Raw genomic sequence first — 15693 nt, forward strand, 5'->3', positions numbered from 1 at the left:
TCCCATGATTTACCAGATTGATGCACGGTGCCTTATCGATTACCGGGCATACAGACTGGGGCAGGGGATCAAGGCTTCAACGATTAATCACGGCCTTTTTGCGCTAAGTGGAGTGTTTAAAGCGATGGCAGAGATTGACGAGTTTCACGGTGAAAATCCTGTTGCGGCAATTTCAGCATTGAAAGAGCCAAAAACAGAAATGTCATATTTCACACAATCGGAAGTGGATCGGTTGCTGTCTCTTTGCTCTGGTGATTATTACCGAATCGCCGTTCTGTTACTGGCGACCGGTGCCCGGTGGGGTGAAGCCTATCAGCTTAAGGCTGAAAATATCGTCGGAAACAGGGTCATGTTTACTATCACCAAAAATGGTGAAAGACGAGCTGTTCCCATATCAGATGATATTGCAAAGATAGTAAAAATTCGGGAGTCGGGAAGGTTGTTTCGCGTCAGTTATAAAACTTTCCGCCTACGCATGAAAGAGGCTAAACCCAACTTGCCAGATGGGCAGGCTGCGCACGCGCTACGCCATACGTTCGCAACGCATTTCATGATGAAGGGCGGAAATATTATTGCTTTACAACGTATTCTGGGACATTCCGATATTTCGCAAACTATGACTTATGCTCACTTCGCACCGGACTATTTACTGGATGCAGTGAGCTACAATCCTCTTAGTGGAATGTCCACATTGTGTCCACACTCTGGAGGCGATATGGGGGTTTTGAGGGTTAGTTAAGTCTGTAAAATACTGAATTGGCGCAGTGCCTTGCGGTACTGCGCTTCTTGAAAACCTTCCAGCAAGGGGAAGGTCAAGGGAGTTTTTAGAAAAGATGAAAAAAGGCAGAAAGTCGGGAACGCAGCGACCGGCGTTCCCGGTAAGTTATTGATTGAGGACGATGAGTGGCGTTTGATTTGCCGGTTCATTTATCACCGTGAGATCGGCGCCGTAAAGCGCATTCAACGGCTGCTGTTTCAGTACCTCCTGCGGGCTACCGTTATCGACTATCTTGCCGTGTTCCATCAGCACGACACGGTCGGCATAGCGTGCAGCAAGATTGAGATCATGCAGTACGCAGCAGACATTAAACTGCCGTTCACGTACCAGATGCCGCAGTAAACGAAAAAGGTGCTGCTGGTGGTGAATATCCAGTGCGGAAGTAGGTTCATCCAGAAACAGCCACTTTGGTGCAGGTTCCGGCTCCCAAAGCTGTACCAGCAGACGCGCTAACTGTACTCGCTGCTGCTCTCCTCCCGACAAGTGTCGATAGTCGCGGGTAGCCAGGTTCTGGCAATCACATAAGTTCATGATATGGTCAGTTTCATCACCCGTGTTGCGCGTGCGATACGGATGCCTGCCCATACGAATGACTTCCTGAACGCTAAACGGGAACGCCATATGGCTGTTCTGGCGCATCACCGCGCGAGTTTTTGCCAGCTCGGTTATTGACCATTCATTCAGCGGTTTGCCGAGCAGCGAGCAGCGTCCACTTTGTGGCTTCAGATAACCCGTGAGCTGACGCAACAACGTTGATTTCCCTGCTCCATTGGGACCAAGTATGGCGATGATTTCGCCGCCTGGTAGCGTCAGAGAGACGTTATCAGTGAGTCGACGCCCATGAATGCTGTAAACCAGATTCTCGGCGATAATCATGACACCCTCCGGCTGCGCAGTATCAGCCACAGAAAATATGGCCCGCCAATCAGGCTGGTCAACAAACCGACGGGCATTTCTGCTGGCTGCACCAATGTACGGGCCAGGGTGTCGGCAACCAGTAATAAACATGCGCCTGCCAGTGTGGAGCAGGGAATAAGCCAGCGATGATCGGCACCAGTGGTCATTCTGATCAGATGTGGAATCACCAGACCAATAAAGCCAATCACTCCGCTCACCGAAACGGCTGCGCCCACCAGCAGTGAGCTTAGCAACAGCAGTTGTTGCCGTTTACGTTTTACGTTCACTCCCAGGTAGTGTGCCTCTTCATCACCTAACTGCAGCAAATTTAGCGTTCCGGCGAGACAGGCGGTTACCACAACGGCAGGAAGTACAAAGGAGCTGGCTACCAGCAGCGTTGGCCACTGCGCCTGCCCGAGATTACCCATCATCCACAGTGTCAGCTGGCGTAACTGCTGTTCATCGCCAATGTAACTCAGCACGCCGATTGCTGCGCCGCACAGGGCATTGATGGCGATCCCGGCTAACAGCAGTTGCATCATACCGCCGTGGTGGTGGCGCTGGCTTATCAGGAAAATTATCGTGCAAACCACCATGCTGCCTGCAACGGCAAAAATCATCTGCTCATACAGCACCAGCACAACAGGGAACGAAAACGGAATCACAATCGCGATGCCAACCATTAGCGCAGAGCCACTGCTGACGCCCAGCAGACCAGGGTCGGCCATCGGATTGCGAAAAAGTCCCTGCATGATGACACCTGCTGTTGCCAGCGCACCACCAACGAGGACGGCCAGTAAGACGCGCGGCAGGCGAATATTTAACCAGATATCACGATATTCTTCATCGAACAGAGCGCTGAAGCTAATGTTCAGCGCTCCCTGGCTGGCACCGAAAAGCATCAGCGCGAGCAATAATAGTGACAGGCCCGTCAATATGCTGACGGACGAAAGTGAGTCCTTGAGCACGCAAAACTCCATAACGTCTTTGCGGCGCGGAGCTCCCGCGCCGCGAGGGGATTACGCAGGTTTCAATTCAGGTTCAACCAGACTGTAGATCTGATTGTTAAGTGCAGGCGCATTGGCCAGTTCGCGAATATGTGCGGCAACATCCGCACGCATTACAAACCCGTGGCACTCCTGGCCTTGTATTCGCTGCGCCTTGCCTGTTGCTTCACCATTAAGCAGTCCGCCAGGGCGGAGAATGGCGTAGTCCAGTTGACTGGTTTGCAACCAGCTTTCAGCCAGCGATTTTTCCCGTACAGCCTGACCAAAGGCGGCCTTTGCCCGGGCGGATAAAAAAGGCCAACTGTCACCGCAGCCCAGCGATGTCACGAGGATCATCCGTTTGATGCCCGCTTTCTCGGCTTCATCAATCACGGTTCTGTGCGCCAGATAATCCTGAGTGCCGCCCATTGAGGAGATCAGCGTGGCATGTGGACCTGCAGCGCGGCAGGCGCAGGCGACTACCTGGCTATCGCAGGCATCGCCAATAAAAACCTGCACACCTCTTTCCTGTAATCCGGCAGCAACCTGTGCGTTGCGAATAACAGCAATCACCGGGCGTTGTTCTGCCAGCGCCAGTTCAAGTGTTTTTGCTCCGACACCGTTACCACCCGCGCCGAAAATAAGCCATGGAGACATCAGGCAAGTTCCTTTAGCGTTGAAGCCAGCGCGTGAAAGGCGCTGACCTGTTCGGCCAGTAGCTGGCGATGCTCATCCCTGCCGAGGAATATCTTGAACATTGCGCTACCCGCCTGGTTAAAGAAGAGGATGGACGCGGTGTCCATACCCATAAATTTGCGTTCAATCAGGGCAATATGCGTGCAGTTTTCTGCCTTGATATGACCGGTCATTCCTTTTTTCCCGCGCAGGTTGAAGTAGCCGTGACGGTGAAATCCGGATGGCAGTTCGCCAGTGAATTCCAGAATGACATCAGCAGTATGGACCAGGGTTGTGACTTTTCCCCATTCGCTGACCGTTTCCCAGACGGTATCAAACTTATCGCCGGAAACCAGCGTCAAGGAAGGGAGGTTTTTCACTACTTCCAGCAGCGTGGTGTTGTACTGGGCGGCGATGGCTTCCAGCGTACCGTCCGGCTCAGTTTTTAAAAAATCCTGTAAAGAGACATGGCTCATAAATCACTCCTGTTATGGTTGCTCTACCGCAATACGCGGTGCGTTAAGTTCCTGAATAAGCTCATCAAGGGACTGTAAAATATTGCTTGCCCAAAAGCGTCCTTCATTGGTGAGGCGCAGACAGGTGCTGGCATCGTGCGTCAGGCCAGCCTGGTGCCATTGGCTCAGTAAGGGGAGTAGTTTCTGAGCATGAGGCGTGAGTTCATCCAGCGGGACGCGGGCTGTTTCAATGCCTGCCTGTAGCGTATGTCGCCACTGGAAACCGCGCTCGGCGGTACGCCTCATCATCATTAGCGGCTTTTTCCCGGCGGCAATGGATTCATGCCAGGTGGTCAGATTGCGTTCGACCATCCAGGAGTAGCCATTAACCGATCCCCCCGCGCCAGAGCCAAACGCCAGGCAGTCGGCCCCCTGTTTAATCAGCAGGTTGTACAGGTTGCGCTCGCGCGTTGTACGCGCCCAGTGGCTGTTGCTGATGCAGCGCCAGCCCGCGTTATCCATAAATTCACAGCCCTGTAGATAGAGATCGCGGCGCTCGGCTGGGGAGGGCACGGTCGTACGTCCGGTTTCAACCGCTTTGCCAAGAGGGGTATTAGGAATGAGGTTTAGTGCATAGAGGTCAACACCGTCGAGACCGATATCACGTGCGATTGCCAGGTCTTCGCCCCACAGTTTTGCGTCCTGTCCCGGCAGACCAAACAGCAGATCACATACCACGGCAGCACGATCCCGCTGAACCAGCCCTTGCATAAATGCAATGGCGGTTGGGCCATCTGAGGTTCGGGCCATTTTTTTGCGGATCCGACTATTAAAAGACTGAATACCGATCGAAAACCGATTAGCCCCGGCATCCAGGCAGGCATCGATTCGGGCATCGTCAAAGTTGAGTACCCGACCTTCAATCGTTATTTCACAATCCGGAGCCAGAGGTAGCTTTTCACGCAGCGCAGTGATGATTCTGGCCAGATCCCGTGCCGACAGCGCCGATGGTGTACCGCCGCCAAAATAGACGGCGTGAATCGGTGCTGACTGGTGTAATGGGCTGTCGGCCTCCATCTCTATTTCACGCAATAGTGCGTTGGTATAGCGAGTGCAGTGATCTTCTTCAAACCGGTTTTGATAAAAACCGCAGAAAGTACAGTGTGTTGCACAAAAGGGGATATGCAGGTACACCAGTCGTTTACGTGGAGGGACGGTCTGGCTGATGACATTCTGCCAGGTTTGTGACAACAACTCTTTTGCAACAGGGATAGCCCCGCGCCACGGCATCGTGGCGCGGCGATCCTTAAATGGTTGGTTTCCCTCCAGAGCAAAATGTGGGGTGAGATCCAGCGTGTCTTGAGTTTTCATACTTCTTTATAAATCCCTTTCGTGTGGCCAGAATTGCTGGTGTAGCGCTTCAACCGCGTCAGCGACGCGAGGACCCATGCCCAGGATCAGCGCCTGGTCTATCGTCACAATGCGCTGATTTTTCCAGGCGGCGGTGCGGGTAATACCGGCAATAGCGCTGAGACGATTAAGATCGCCATCCACCATTTGTGACGTCACGACGATGACCTGCGGATTTGCGGCAATCAACGACTCTGCGCTGTAGCTTTTATACTGGGCATGTGAGGCGACATTCTGTGCCCCGGCAAGCGTCAAAATGGCATCGGCAACGCTGCCTTTCCCGGCGACCTGTGGCGCGCTGCCACCGGCGGAGAGGATAAACATGGCTTTAACCGGCGCTTTTTTTGCCGCCACACTCTGCTGAACGCGATCCAGACGCTGATGAATACGCTTGACCAACGCATCGCCTTGTTCAGGCATTCGCAGTGTTTTTGCCAGCTCATGGATATTGGCGTACATCTGCTCAACCGTGGCCGGTACACGCGGCAAGGTGACAACATTCACTTTTTGTGCCCGCAGTTGATCCAGTACGATCTGTGGGCCAGCGTCCTGCCAGGTGATAAAGCTATCCGGATGCAGCGATAAAATGCCTTCGCTGCTCAGTTGCTTCCAGTAACCGATATGTGGAAGCGCTGCAGTTTCTGGCGGATAAGAGGTGGTTTCATCGACGCCAACCACGTAGTTCCCGGCACCTATGGCGTAGATCAGTTCGATCAGCGATCCGCCCGCCGCCACCAGACGTTCGGCGGACTGCGCGTTGAAGATGCAGGCGAGGCTCAGTAAACCAATAATGAGTTTCTTCATTGTCAGAAATTCCACGCAAAGCCAACCGCGGCATTGAAACCCGCTTCCGGAATAGATTCATGTGCGGTTCTGTAACGTTTATCGGTCAGGTTATTGAGTGCCAGATTGACCTGATACTGATCCTGCGGACCGAATTCGGTATTGAAGGCGAGATTAAGCGTTGCCCAGCCCGGATAATTTATTTCCGTACTTCCGGTGTTATCTTTGGCGCTGGAGGCCGCGCGGATAAACACATCTGAGGTCACGTTAGCGGCATTCAGCAGCAAGGTATGTTTCAGACCCACGCGTCCAGTCAGTGTTGGTTCGCCGGTATCCCAGGTTTTCATGGTGTCGCCTTCATACTGGCGGCGAATAATGTTGCCGCTCAGATAGGGGGATACTGCCCATCCGTTGTACTCTGCGCTTAACTCCATGCCCCAGGTTTTGGCGCGATCGATGTTGTCGTAGTAGAAATAGCCTCCTCGTGAAGAGTTGCTATTGCCTTTGCACACGGGGTTGCCGGCACAAGCCAGGCTGGCGATATAGTCTTTGGCTTCTGAATAGTAAATCGCGCCGTCAATCAGCCACATCCCCCCTTTATAACGGGCTCCCAGCTCATAGTTATTGGAGTGTTCCGCTTTCAGGTCTGGATTACCGTAGGTGACGCTGCCACCCGCAGATGTCTGCATAAACAGCTGAGTGAGCGTCGGGAAGACATAACCCTGCGCATAGGCTGCACGTAGCTCGAGATCTTTAAAGCCGGAATAACGCAGGCTGGTAGAGGTGACCAGTTCATCGTCATGTACTGAGTTTCCTCCTGCTGATTGCCATGTGGTTCCGCTGCTTTGCGTCGTTTGCGTATCGTTACGATTGAGTTTTGAAGAGAGCCAGTATTGGCGAGCACCAACGGTCCACGTCCAGTTATCGGCAAAACGCCAGTCGTTTTGTGCAAACAAAGAGGTGTTGCTTTGTTCGGCTTCAATATGAGATAGCGTCCGGGTTTGTGTATCAAAGTTGCCAGTCGCCGCCGTCTGACGCGTATTGCCGTCTGTGTCTTGTTTCACTTTGTCGTGTTGATACTGAGTACCAATGACCAGTTCGTTGTTCGCCGGAAGGGAGATATTTCCCTGAAACGTGACACCCTGGGTGTATTGTTTATCGTTGGTATAAGTCTGCTTATTCACCGTCAGCGCTTTGATCGCTGGGTTGGGAATAACCTGAGTGGTTTTGACCCGGTTCTCAAACTTACGCTCTATCGTCTGATTGTATGCGTCAATATGGATTTTCTTCAGGTAATCCCCGTCTGCCGCGTAGTCATAGAACAGACCTACTTTTTCGCGTTCCAGTTTAGGTATTTTGACGCTGAAGTCGTCGAACTGACCTTCCGGATCGTTAAACCAGGTTTGTGTGGACAGTTTGTAACGGTCGAGTGACAGACCGATTTTATGGCGATCGAGGTTATAGCCAAGCCAGACGCCCTGGCCGTTATTGAGGAAGTTGGTATTCGATAACCTTCCGTCAGGCGTATCGCGATCGCCCTGATCGGAATAGCTACCATTGATACGGTAATCAAAATTTTCAATGCTACCCCAGGCGGCTGCCGATTCTTCCCATCCTGCCGTCGCGGAGTTGTAGACTGCTTTAATGCTCCCGGCAAGGGGCTTATCGCCGCCTTTTTTCGTAATAAAGTTCACCACCCCGCCAATAGCCTGCGAACCATAGAGTACGGAGTAAGGGCCTTTGACAACCTCGATACGTTCCAGGGCTGATTCGTCAATAAGCAGGCCAGCGCCGTAGTTTTGACCGGCGCGCTGGTAGCTGACGACCTGACCGTCTATGAGTATCAGTACGCGTGAAGAGGCTTCACCGCGGATGCGGATTTGTTTTCGGCCTGCAAGGGCATTATCAGTGACTTCAACGCCGGGTATATCCTTTAAATCGTCGGCAATAGAAACGTTGGTGGAGTTTTGCAACGTCTGGCGGTCAATAACCTGAATCGTCGCCGGGCTTTCCCAGAGACTGCTTTCCGAACGGTTTGCCGTGACGATCACCGTGTCGTCGGCTGATGCTGATGTGTGTGTGGTCGTAGTTGTCGATGCTGAAACAGCCCCTGAAACACATAATGTCAGAGCTGAAAGAATAAACGGCCTTTGGCTAATCCGTGGCAACATAAGAGAACCTTTTATTGAATGTTAATGATCATCATTATCATTCGCGTTTGTATATAAAATTGTATCCAGATGTTCAATATCAAAGGTGTAAAACCAATACATCTTTTGATTTGAATCAATTTTGTATCGTTGATGCGGGTGGAATTGTGATCGGGATGGCGCATAACCTTGTGAATAGGCTGGCTTTTTAAATTAATCGTTGATGTACCTGTTGGGGCGTTTCGCCGGATAAGGGATTACTGCAATCTGGGCTATAATGTGGCTCTGCATTGAGAGAGCTGTGGGGGATGATGTGAATATTAGTGATGTGGCGAAAAAAACCGGATTAACCAGTAAAGCTATTCGCTTTTATGAAGACAAAGGGCTGGTGACTCCGCCGCTGCGTAGCGAGAACGGATACCGCACTTATACCCAGCAACATCTGAATGAACTGACGTTGTTGCGACAAGCGCGGCAGGTTGGGTTTAATCTCGAAGAGTGCGGTGAGCTGGTGAACCTGTTTAACGATCCGGCACGTCACAGCGCAGATGTAAAAAAACGTACTCTCGAGAAGGTGGCTGAAATCGAACGGCATATCAGCGAATTACAGGCGATGCGGGGACATTTGCTGGCGCTGGCAAACAGTTGCCCTGGCGATGACAGCGCCGAATGTCCAATTATTGATAATCTCTCCGGCTGTTGTCATCACAAAGCAAAGGTTTAGCGGCGAGAGGGATTGAGCATAAATACTACCGTACCGCGATACCACGGGGATTTTTCAAGCTGAGCTTCAGCCTGCGGATCCCGGCTACCGTTTTGCACCAGCCCAAGCTTAAATGGTATGCGTAACCGGATGAGCGCGGGCAAATACGCCTGATAATTTGCCACAGTGTGACGTCCCTGATAGCTCTGAACTACCAGTTCATCGACCGGCAATGCGTTCAGCGTGGCGATATCGCCGGTTTTCGCCCAGTCCAGCAGCCCGGTAACGCCAAGGGCGAACTCTGGCGGTAACTGTTGGCGAAGCTGACGCAGAAAGTGAGCGTAATCCGTGAGCTGATGAGTTGCGGCGTCAAAATCAACCTGCAAACCGACGACGTGATTCCCTGCAGACTGCCAGCGTTGCAACAGCCGTATGATACGCGCCGGAATCTCTTCCGGCACGTCGAGGGTGGTGAAGCGTACGGTCAGCCAGATTGTTGGAAATGTCAGACGACTGACCGGCAAGCCGAGCCGCTGAAAGATTACTTCCCCTGACTGAGCGACTACTTCACCCTGATGCAAATAGACCGTTTGCGCGTTCTGGAGTTCGTTGCTGGCTTTCACTCCTGACCACAACCAGAAGGCCGGATGGTCGCGGGCGGTGACAATTTCCGTAGCCTGTACCTGTCCGGCCAGCAGCGCAGCTACCAGTAATATTTGAGTTTTTGCGCCCACGGGCTTCCTGGATACTGTGTCTTCAGTTGCGTGAACCACTCTTTACGCTGTGATTTATCCACCTCTGCGCCACCGCATTCGTTCGAACCTGATGGTGCATAGCACATGATGGCGCGATACAACGCAAAGCTTTTATCCTCGAGTTCCGCTTTTGGTGCAGCGATAACCTGCTGATAGTAGCGCTGTCTGTCGTACTGACCGAACGGTTCTTTACGTGAAATTGCCACTTCCAGCACATCATTGCCTGTACTGTTTGCCCACAGATCAACACGGGTTTGCGTGGTACGGAAAAACTCACCCAGACAGTTCAGAGCGTGGGCATCATCCGCTTTTTTGCTTAGCACTGTGACTGTTTCAGTCAGGCTACGGCATGCGTAACCGGCCTGAGCGGCATCGCCGTTCCAGTCAAAGGTGTTCAGATTGACATCAGCAAACGCATCTGCGGATACCGGTTGCGTAATTGCGCTGGCAAGTTTTCTGTCATTCAGCCAGTCGCCAAAGCGATTCTCGGTTAAATCCCGCACCAGTAGCGTATGCAGCGCGATGGTACGCTCTTCATTATTTGGTCCGTGGGTTGCCTGCTGGCGCAGTAGTTCAGGAGAGGCTTGTGTTTTCAGCACCTGTGAACGAAAACGCAGGTTTGTAACCATGCTGTTCGGGGCGAAAACTGCCGCCACATCGCCGCTGTAGACCAGCGTTGCCGCCAGTTTAGCCTGCACATATTGTTGCTGTTCGTTATTCTGGCTATGTTTCAATAGTTGCTGCCAGAACTCACGCGCCGCAGACCACTGCTTTTGCCCCATCAGTGCTTCGCCATAAAGCACCTGTTCGCTGAAGGCGAGAGTATCGTTTGCGGGGCGTTTCTGCGCCGGGGTTACTGCCTGAACAATGGCTGTGTAGTTGCCTGTCGCCATCCACAGATTTAGTTGCAGGTTGTGCCACAGCGGCAGTTTTCCGCTCTTCTCGAAAACGGGCTTGCTGGCGTCGAGCTGCGCCTGAGTCAGCGTCGGTTTGTCGTCGTTGTTTAGTCGCAGGGCGCGCAGCAGTTCGATATAGCTGACCCATGGGGCGTCAGGAAAGGTCTCAACTGCAGATTGCTCCAGGAACTGCATGCCAAAAACATTATCGTATTCGATGACCGTGTTACGCAGTTGCGGTGCGTCGGCTGCCTGCTGGAAGCCTTGCTCATACTGTGTTGCCAGCGGCGCCCACGCTTGCAGATACCAGTTAATACGGCGCAGCATACCGCGCGCAGAATCGGCGTAAAGTCCCTGCGGGAAGTGTTGCAGATAAGTTTGTGCCAGAGTCTGTGCCTGAGCGGCATCCTGGCGGTTGATTCTGGCGATATCAAAATCACCGTATTCACCGACGCTGTTCTGACTACTTTTATTCAGCGCCGTGCGCATCAACATGTATTGCGCGGTTTCTGCCAGCCACGGACGATCGCTGGTGGCAAGCTGCGTGAAATTCTGTTCCGCATTGACGTAGTCGCCTTCATAGAAACGCGCGGCGGCGATCAGATAGGTTTTATACTGTTGCGCGGATGAATCGGCTGGGATTGAGGTGAGGGAGGACGTAATCTGCTCGCCGGTCGCGCCGGACAATAACCCCAGCCGCGCCCGGGCTAACGCCTGGCGTTGTTCAACCGTTAACGAGGTATCGGCCAGTAGCGCGGCAAAAAACTGACTGACGCTGTCCCTGTTATTTGAAACATGGCGGTTTTCATTCTCTGTGCCGTCGGCATTTATCTCTTCGGCGGCGATCTGCAGCTTGTCCATCTGGCGAGCAAGCGTGTCATCTGCACGTTGCTCCGGCGTAGCGGCGGCTGGCGACGTGATTTCATCCCACTGCGGGTGATACGCAAAATAGAAATCGCGGGAGCGGGTGATATCCTCAGGCATTGACTGAACGGGCAGGGCGAATGATTTTTCCTGGCTTAACAATCGCAGCAGGTTATCCCGGCTGTCGTTTTGCGGGCTGAATACCGGGATACCTTTTAGCAGACAGTGGTCATCACTCCATTTGCAATCTTCCATATCAAAAGAAGCAAATGCCTGAGGGGCTCCTGCCAACAATGAACAAAGGGCTAGAGCGAGGGATGTCTTCCTGACCATAATCTTATTTCCTGTATGATTTATTGTGATACGGCTTTGATAACCAGGGTGATACCCTCAATGGCAACCACTTCGACCTGCGTACCGGCAGTCAAATTATCGTTTGCACTGACCGGCCAGGAACTGTCGCCAACGCGCATATGCCCGCGACCATTCACCAGCGTGGTCTCCAGAATAAACCGGCGACCGACCAGCTGCTGCCCGCGCTGATTGAGGTGGCTGTCAGCTGGTTTCTGCTCCTGTACGCGCTTTGCCAGCCACTTCCACCACAGCCAGGCTGCCAGCAACGTTAACAAGGCGAACATCGCACCCTGCCACGCCCAGTCGAGCGGAAGTAGCCAGACCACCAGACCGGTGATCACCGCTGCTACGCCGCTCCACAGCAGATAACCGTTACCGCCCAGCATCTCGGCGGCCAGTAACAGACCACCGAGGCTAAGCCAGAAGATATGTGGGTGAACCAGAATCATCGCTATCATGATTTTTTCCGTTCGCTGGCGCTGTCCTTAATTAATTCGCTGATGCCGGCAATTGAGCCCATCAGGCTGCTGGCGTCCAGTGGCATCATCACCACTTTACTGTTATTTGACGAACCGATTTGTTGCAGCGCTTCGGTGTATTTCTGAGCCACGAAGTAGTTCACCGCCTGAATATCCCCGGCGGCAATCGCCTCCGAAACCATCTGAGTTGCGCGAGCTTCGGCTTCGGCGGAACGTTCGCGCGCTTCTGCCTGTAAAAACGCGGACTGGCGTTCACCTTCCGCTTTCAGTATTTTCGACTGCTTCTCACCTTCCGCTTTGACGATCTCCGCCTGGCGGATCCCTTCGGCTTCAAGAATGTAGGCGCGTTTGGTACGTTCCGCTTTCATCTGGGCGTTCATCGCGTCGATAAGTTCAGCCGGTGGGCGTACATCGCGGATCTCAATTCGGGTGATTTTGATGCCCCAGGGATTGGTGGCTTCATCAACGATATGCAGCAGACGTGTGTTGATGTTATCACGCTGGGAGAGCATTTCATCCAGCTCCATGGAGCCGAGAACGGTACGAATGTTGGTCATGGTCAGGTTGATGATCGCCAGTTCAAGATTACTGACTTCATATGCTGCTTTCGGCGCGTCGATCACCTGAATAAAGCACACTGCATCGATAGAAACGTTGGCGTTATCTTTGGAGATAACTTCCTGCGACGGGATATCGAGAACCTGCTCCATCATATTGATCTTACGACCAATTCTATCCATGAAGGGCACCACGAGACTTAAGCCTGGCTGCAGGGTTTTGGTGTAACGGCCAAAACGCTCCACTGTCCACTGGTATCCCTGCGGGACGATTTTGACGCCTGCGCCGACGATTACCAGCGCGACAAAAATGAGAATGGGGATAAAAATGAGCATTGATGAAACCTCCTGTTGTGCTGTCCTTTACTACCTGATTAATCAAATTATACCCGATTAATCAGGGTGGGCTCCCCTATAATAAATTACAGGGATATATCCGTCATACTTCAAGTTGCATGTGCGTTAGCTACGTTCGTTCACCTCAGTCACTTGCCGCCTTCATGCAACTCGAATTATTTTGGGTATAGACTGTCTGCACGAAAGATGTAAAAAAGGGATCTGTAATGGAAGAAAGCAGAATGTTGCTTCAGTTAAAAAATGTCGCCTGGCAGGCGGGAACGACGAAAATTCTCAATAACATCAGTTTTAATCTCAACGCCGGGGAATTTAAGCTGATTACCGGTCAGTCCGGCTGCGGTAAAAGTACGTTACTGAAGATTGTGGCGTCGTTAATTAGCCCGAGTGCCGGTGAGATTATTTTTGAGGGAAAGGAGATAACTACCCTCAAACCCGAAGCTTATCGTCAGCAGGTCTCTTATTGCGCGCAAACCCCCGCTTTGTTTGGCGATACTGTCTACGATAACCTTATTTTCCCGTGGCAAATCCGCAATAAACGTCCTGAACCTGATGCGTTTCTGGCCGATCTGGCCCGCTTTGAACTGCCTGAGGAGATCCTCAAAAAAAATATTAATGAACTCTCCGGAGGCGAAAAACAGCGTATCTCATTAATTCGCAATTTGCAGTTTCTGCCTAAAATCCTGCTGCTGGATGAAATAACCAGCGCACTGGATGAGGCCAATAAACGCAACGTGAATGAATTAATTCACCGCTACGTTCGCGAGAAAAATATCGCAGTGCTGTGGGTTACGCACGACAAAGATGAAATTAATCATGCGGATAATATCATTACCCTTCAGCCGCATGCCGGAGAGATGCAGGAAGCAAGCAATGAACGAGCATAATATTACCAATGAATCACTGGCGTTAGCGATGATGCTGGTGGTAGTGGCGATACTGATTAGTCACAAAGAAAAACTGGCGCTGGAAAAAGATATTCTCTGGAGCGTTTGCCGGGCGGTGATCCAGCTTATTATCGTCGGCTATGTGCTGAAATATATCTTTGGCGTTAACCACAGCATTCTGACTCTAGTGATGGTGCTGTTTATCTGCTTTAACGCTGCGTATAACGCGCAAAAACGCAGTAAATATATTGATAAAGCCTTTATCTCGTCGTTTATCGCCATTACGTCGGGAGCGGGAGTGACGCTGGCTGTTCTGGTTCTGTCCGGTTCCATCGAATTCGCGCCAATGCAGGTGATCCCAATTTCCGGCATGATCGCAGGTAATGCGATGGTGGCGGTCGGGTTATGTTACAACAACCTGGGGCAGCGGTTTAACAGCGAGCAGCAGCAAATCCAGGAGAAATTGAGCCTCGGTGCCACGCCGAAAGTGGCGTCTGCGCCGCTTATTCGCGACAGCATTCGTGCGTCATTGATCCCGACGATCGATTCAGCGAAAACTGTGGGACTGGTGAGCTTACCAGGGATGATGTCGGGCTTGATCTTTGCTGGTATCGATCCGGTAAAAGCAATTAAGTATCAGATAATGGTGACCTTTATGCTGCTTTCTACCGCCAGCCTGTCGACCATTATTGCCTGTTATCTCACTTACCGGAAATTCTACAATTCGCGCCACCAACTGGTGGTGACGCATTTGAAAAAGCCGTGATGTGATGCCGGATGCGTTTTTTCTAGGCCCGATGAGCGTAAGCGCCATCGGGCAAAATCACGCAGATTAGTACAACAACGCGTACAGCTGGCGACGATATTTCGATGCCAGCGCATCACCGGTTCCCAGCGCAGCGAGAATTTCCTGGAAGGTCTTACGTGCCTGACCGTCTGCGGCCGCAAGATCTTTTCTCAGGTGGCTGAACAGGAGTTCCAGCGCCTCTTCGTTACGTCCGACCTGGTGCAGTTGTAACGCCAACTGTGCTGCCAGTGCCGCATCCTGAGGGTTGCTCGCTACTTGCTGCTGTAACTGCTGGATTTCCGGCGTATCTGCCGCTTGTTTCAGTAGTTCAATCTGCGCGACCAGCCCCTGATAACGGGTGTCCTGATCCTGCAACGGAATGGTTTTCAGTACCGCTTCGGCATCCTCCGAACGGTTAAGCGCGATTTGTGTTTCTGCCAGCAGCAGGCCGATTTCGCTGCTTTGGTTAGATAACTGCCAGGCTTCTTTCAGCAAAGGCAGCGCTTCGGCGTGATTGCCGGCTTCAATAAACTCAATGGCCTGGCGCGCTTTCAGCTCCTCTTCACTTGGGAGCACTTTATCGAGCAGTGCGCGAATGACTTCTTCCGGCTGCGGCCCCTGGAATCCGTCTACCGGCTGACCGTTCTGGAACAGATATACCGTTGGGATAGCGCGCAGGCCAAACTGGGAGGCGATCATCTGTTCAGCGTCGCAGTCCAGTTTGGCGAGAATAAACTGACCGTTGTACTGCGCGGCAAGACTTTCCAGTACCGGCGTTAGTTGCAGACAATGCTGGCTACGCTCAGACCAGAAATAGAACAGGACCGGTGTGGTCATCGACAGTTCAAGGGTCTGCTGCAGGTTAGATTCGTTAATATTGACAATATTTTGTACGGACATGGAGTCACTCTCTATTCGTCTAT

Annotated in this window: 16 protein-coding genes; 4 read left to right on the forward strand and 12 right to left on the reverse strand. The window is 52.2% G+C overall.

All coding sequences use genetic code 11. The features are described from left to right. Nucleotides 1-4: 4 nt before the first annotated feature. Entirely contained in the window at nt 5-739 is a 735-nt protein-coding gene (locus OGY01_RS12770; protein WP_286493188.1) for a phage integrase, read from the forward strand. A 144-nt stretch (nt 740-883) separates the two neighbouring features. Here OGY01_RS12770 and OGY01_RS12775 read toward each other — a convergent pair whose 3' ends face one another. The 7 genes from OGY01_RS12775 to OGY01_RS12805 are packed head-to-tail and all read right to left on the reverse strand — an operon-like array spanning nt 884 to nt 8155. Beyond that, nucleotides 884-1654 (reverse strand): heme ABC transporter ATP-binding protein, encoded by a 771-nt coding sequence (locus OGY01_RS12775; RefSeq protein ID WP_045440679.1) that lies wholly within the window; start codon nt 1652-1654, stop codon nt 884-886. After that, the gene (locus tag OGY01_RS12780; RefSeq protein ID WP_286493189.1) at nt 1651-2643 is read right to left on the reverse strand and encodes a FecCD family ABC transporter permease; all 993 of its coding nucleotides are present in this window, start codon (nt 2641-2643) and stop codon (nt 1651-1653) included. The genes OGY01_RS12775 and OGY01_RS12780 overlap by 4 nt, the downstream gene beginning before the upstream one ends. 51 nt (nt 2644-2694) lie before the next feature. Beyond that, entirely contained in the window at nt 2695-3318 is a 624-nt protein-coding gene (gene chuY, locus OGY01_RS12785; RefSeq protein WP_045440683.1) for an anaerobilin reductase, read from the reverse strand. Next, nucleotides 3318-3812 carry a heme utilization cystosolic carrier protein HutX gene (hutX, locus tag OGY01_RS12790; protein ID WP_045440686.1) on the reverse strand — a complete coding sequence of 165 codons (495 nt, stop codon included), beginning with the start codon at nt 3810-3812 and terminating at the stop codon, nt 3318-3320. Before hutX ends, chuY begins: the two co-directional genes overlap by 1 nt. A 12-nt stretch (nt 3813-3824) precedes the next feature. Continuing rightward, nucleotides 3825-5162, reverse strand: a complete 1338-nt coding sequence (hutW, locus tag OGY01_RS12795; protein ID WP_286493190.1) for a heme anaerobic degradation radical SAM methyltransferase ChuW/HutW — start codon at nt 5160-5162, stop codon at nt 3825-3827. Nucleotides 5163-5168: 6 nt separating this feature from the next. Next, a complete protein-coding gene (locus tag OGY01_RS12800; protein WP_284097038.1) occupies nt 5169-6005 on the reverse strand; it encodes a heme/hemin ABC transporter substrate-binding protein in 837 nt (278 codons plus the stop codon). A gap of 2 nt (nt 6006-6007) precedes the next feature. Continuing rightward, nucleotides 6008-8155, reverse strand: a complete 2148-nt coding sequence (locus OGY01_RS12805) for a TonB-dependent receptor plug domain-containing protein (RefSeq protein WP_286493191.1) — start codon at nt 8153-8155, stop codon at nt 6008-6010. 292 nt (nt 8156-8447) lie between these two features. Between OGY01_RS12805 and cueR the strand changes: the two genes are divergently transcribed. Then, nucleotides 8448-8858, forward strand: coding sequence for a Cu(I)-responsive transcriptional regulator (cueR, locus tag OGY01_RS12810; protein WP_286493192.1), 411 nt, complete (start codon nt 8448-8450; stop codon nt 8856-8858). Here the strand turns inward: cueR and OGY01_RS12815 are convergent. The 4 genes from OGY01_RS12815 to OGY01_RS12830 are packed head-to-tail and all read right to left on the reverse strand — an operon-like array spanning nt 8855 to nt 13078. Further along, entirely contained in the window at nt 8855-9571 is a 717-nt protein-coding gene (locus OGY01_RS12815; protein WP_284097040.1) for a DUF3142 domain-containing protein, read from the reverse strand. The two genes, cueR and OGY01_RS12815, sit on opposite strands and share 4 nt — an antisense overlap. After that, nucleotides 9541-11685 carry a PA5441 family protein gene (locus tag OGY01_RS12820; protein WP_284097041.1) on the reverse strand — a complete coding sequence of 715 codons (2145 nt, stop codon included), beginning with the start codon at nt 11683-11685 and terminating at the stop codon, nt 9541-9543. Before OGY01_RS12820 ends, OGY01_RS12815 begins: the two co-directional genes overlap by 31 nt. 20 nt (nt 11686-11705) lie before the next feature. Beyond that, entirely contained in the window at nt 11706-12164 is a 459-nt protein-coding gene (locus OGY01_RS12825; protein WP_045440699.1) for an NfeD family protein, read from the reverse strand. Further along, the gene (locus OGY01_RS12830) at nt 12161-13078 is read right to left on the reverse strand and encodes an SPFH domain-containing protein (RefSeq protein ID WP_045440701.1); all 918 of its coding nucleotides are present in this window, start codon (nt 13076-13078) and stop codon (nt 12161-12163) included. The genes OGY01_RS12825 and OGY01_RS12830 overlap by 4 nt, the downstream gene beginning before the upstream one ends. A 227-nt stretch (nt 13079-13305) precedes the next feature. Here OGY01_RS12830 and fetA point away from each other — a divergent pair, with 227 nt between their 5' ends. Together fetA and fetB are read left to right on the forward strand one after the other, a co-directional pair. Next, nucleotides 13306-13983, forward strand: coding sequence for an iron efflux ABC transporter ATP-binding subunit FetA (gene fetA, locus OGY01_RS12835; protein WP_225760598.1), 678 nt, complete (start codon nt 13306-13308; stop codon nt 13981-13983). After that, the gene (fetB, locus tag OGY01_RS12840; RefSeq protein WP_045440713.1) at nt 13970-14749 is read left to right on the forward strand and encodes an iron efflux ABC transporter permease subunit FetB; all 780 of its coding nucleotides are present in this window, start codon (nt 13970-13972) and stop codon (nt 14747-14749) included. The genes fetA and fetB overlap by 14 nt, the downstream gene beginning before the upstream one ends. Before the next feature lie 66 nt (nt 14750-14815). Here the strand turns inward: fetB and OGY01_RS12845 are convergent, their stop codons facing one another. Next, entirely contained in the window at nt 14816-15670 is an 855-nt protein-coding gene (locus tag OGY01_RS12845) for a co-chaperone YbbN (protein ID WP_045440715.1), read from the reverse strand. Nucleotides 15671-15693 lie beyond the last annotated feature (23 nt).

It is taken from the genome of Citrobacter sp. Cm038, assembly GCF_030333105.1.
GTDB classification, from domain to species: Bacteria; Pseudomonadota; Gammaproteobacteria; order Enterobacterales; family Enterobacteriaceae; genus Citrobacter; species Citrobacter murliniae.

Bases quoted from the DNA above. Each gene is read 5' to 3' on its own strand.
- OGY01_RS12830 (WP_045440701.1), bottom strand. From the start codon at position 13,078: ATGCTCATTTTTATCCCCATTCTCATTTTTGTCGCGCTGGTAATCGTC.
- fetB (WP_045440713.1), top strand. From the start codon at position 13,970: ATGAACGAGCATAATATTACCAATGAATCACTGGCGTTAGCGATGATG.
- OGY01_RS12800 (WP_284097038.1), bottom strand. From the start codon at position 6,005: ATGAAGAAACTCATTATTGGTTTACTGAGCCTCGCCTGCATCTTCAAC.
- OGY01_RS12775 (WP_045440679.1), bottom strand. From the start codon at position 1,654: ATGATTATCGCCGAGAATCTGGTTTACAGCATTCATGGGCGTCGACTC.
- fetA (WP_225760598.1), top strand. From the start codon at position 13,306: ATGGAAGAAAGCAGAATGTTGCTTCAGTTAAAAAATGTCGCCTGGCAG.
- OGY01_RS12845 (WP_045440715.1), bottom strand. From the start codon at position 15,670: ATGTCCGTACAAAATATTGTCAATATTAACGAATCTAACCTGCAGCAG.
- OGY01_RS12825 (WP_045440699.1), bottom strand. From the start codon at position 12,164: ATGATAGCGATGATTCTGGTTCACCCACATATCTTCTGGCTTAGCCTC.
- OGY01_RS12805 (WP_286493191.1), bottom strand. From the start codon at position 8,155: ATGTTGCCACGGATTAGCCAAAGGCCGTTTATTCTTTCAGCTCTGACA.
- hutX (WP_045440686.1), bottom strand. From the start codon at position 3,812: ATGAGCCATGTCTCTTTACAGGATTTTTTAAAAACTGAGCCGGACGGT.
- hutW (WP_286493190.1), bottom strand. From the start codon at position 5,162: ATGAAAACTCAAGACACGCTGGATCTCACCCCACATTTTGCTCTGGAG.
- OGY01_RS12770 (WP_286493188.1), top strand. From the start codon at position 5: ATGATTTACCAGATTGATGCACGGTGCCTTATCGATTACCGGGCATAC.
- OGY01_RS12820 (WP_284097041.1), bottom strand. From the start codon at position 11,685: ATGGTCAGGAAGACATCCCTCGCTCTAGCCCTTTGTTCATTGTTGGCA.
- chuY (WP_045440683.1), bottom strand. From the start codon at position 3,318: ATGTCTCCATGGCTTATTTTCGGCGCGGGTGGTAACGGTGTCGGAGCA.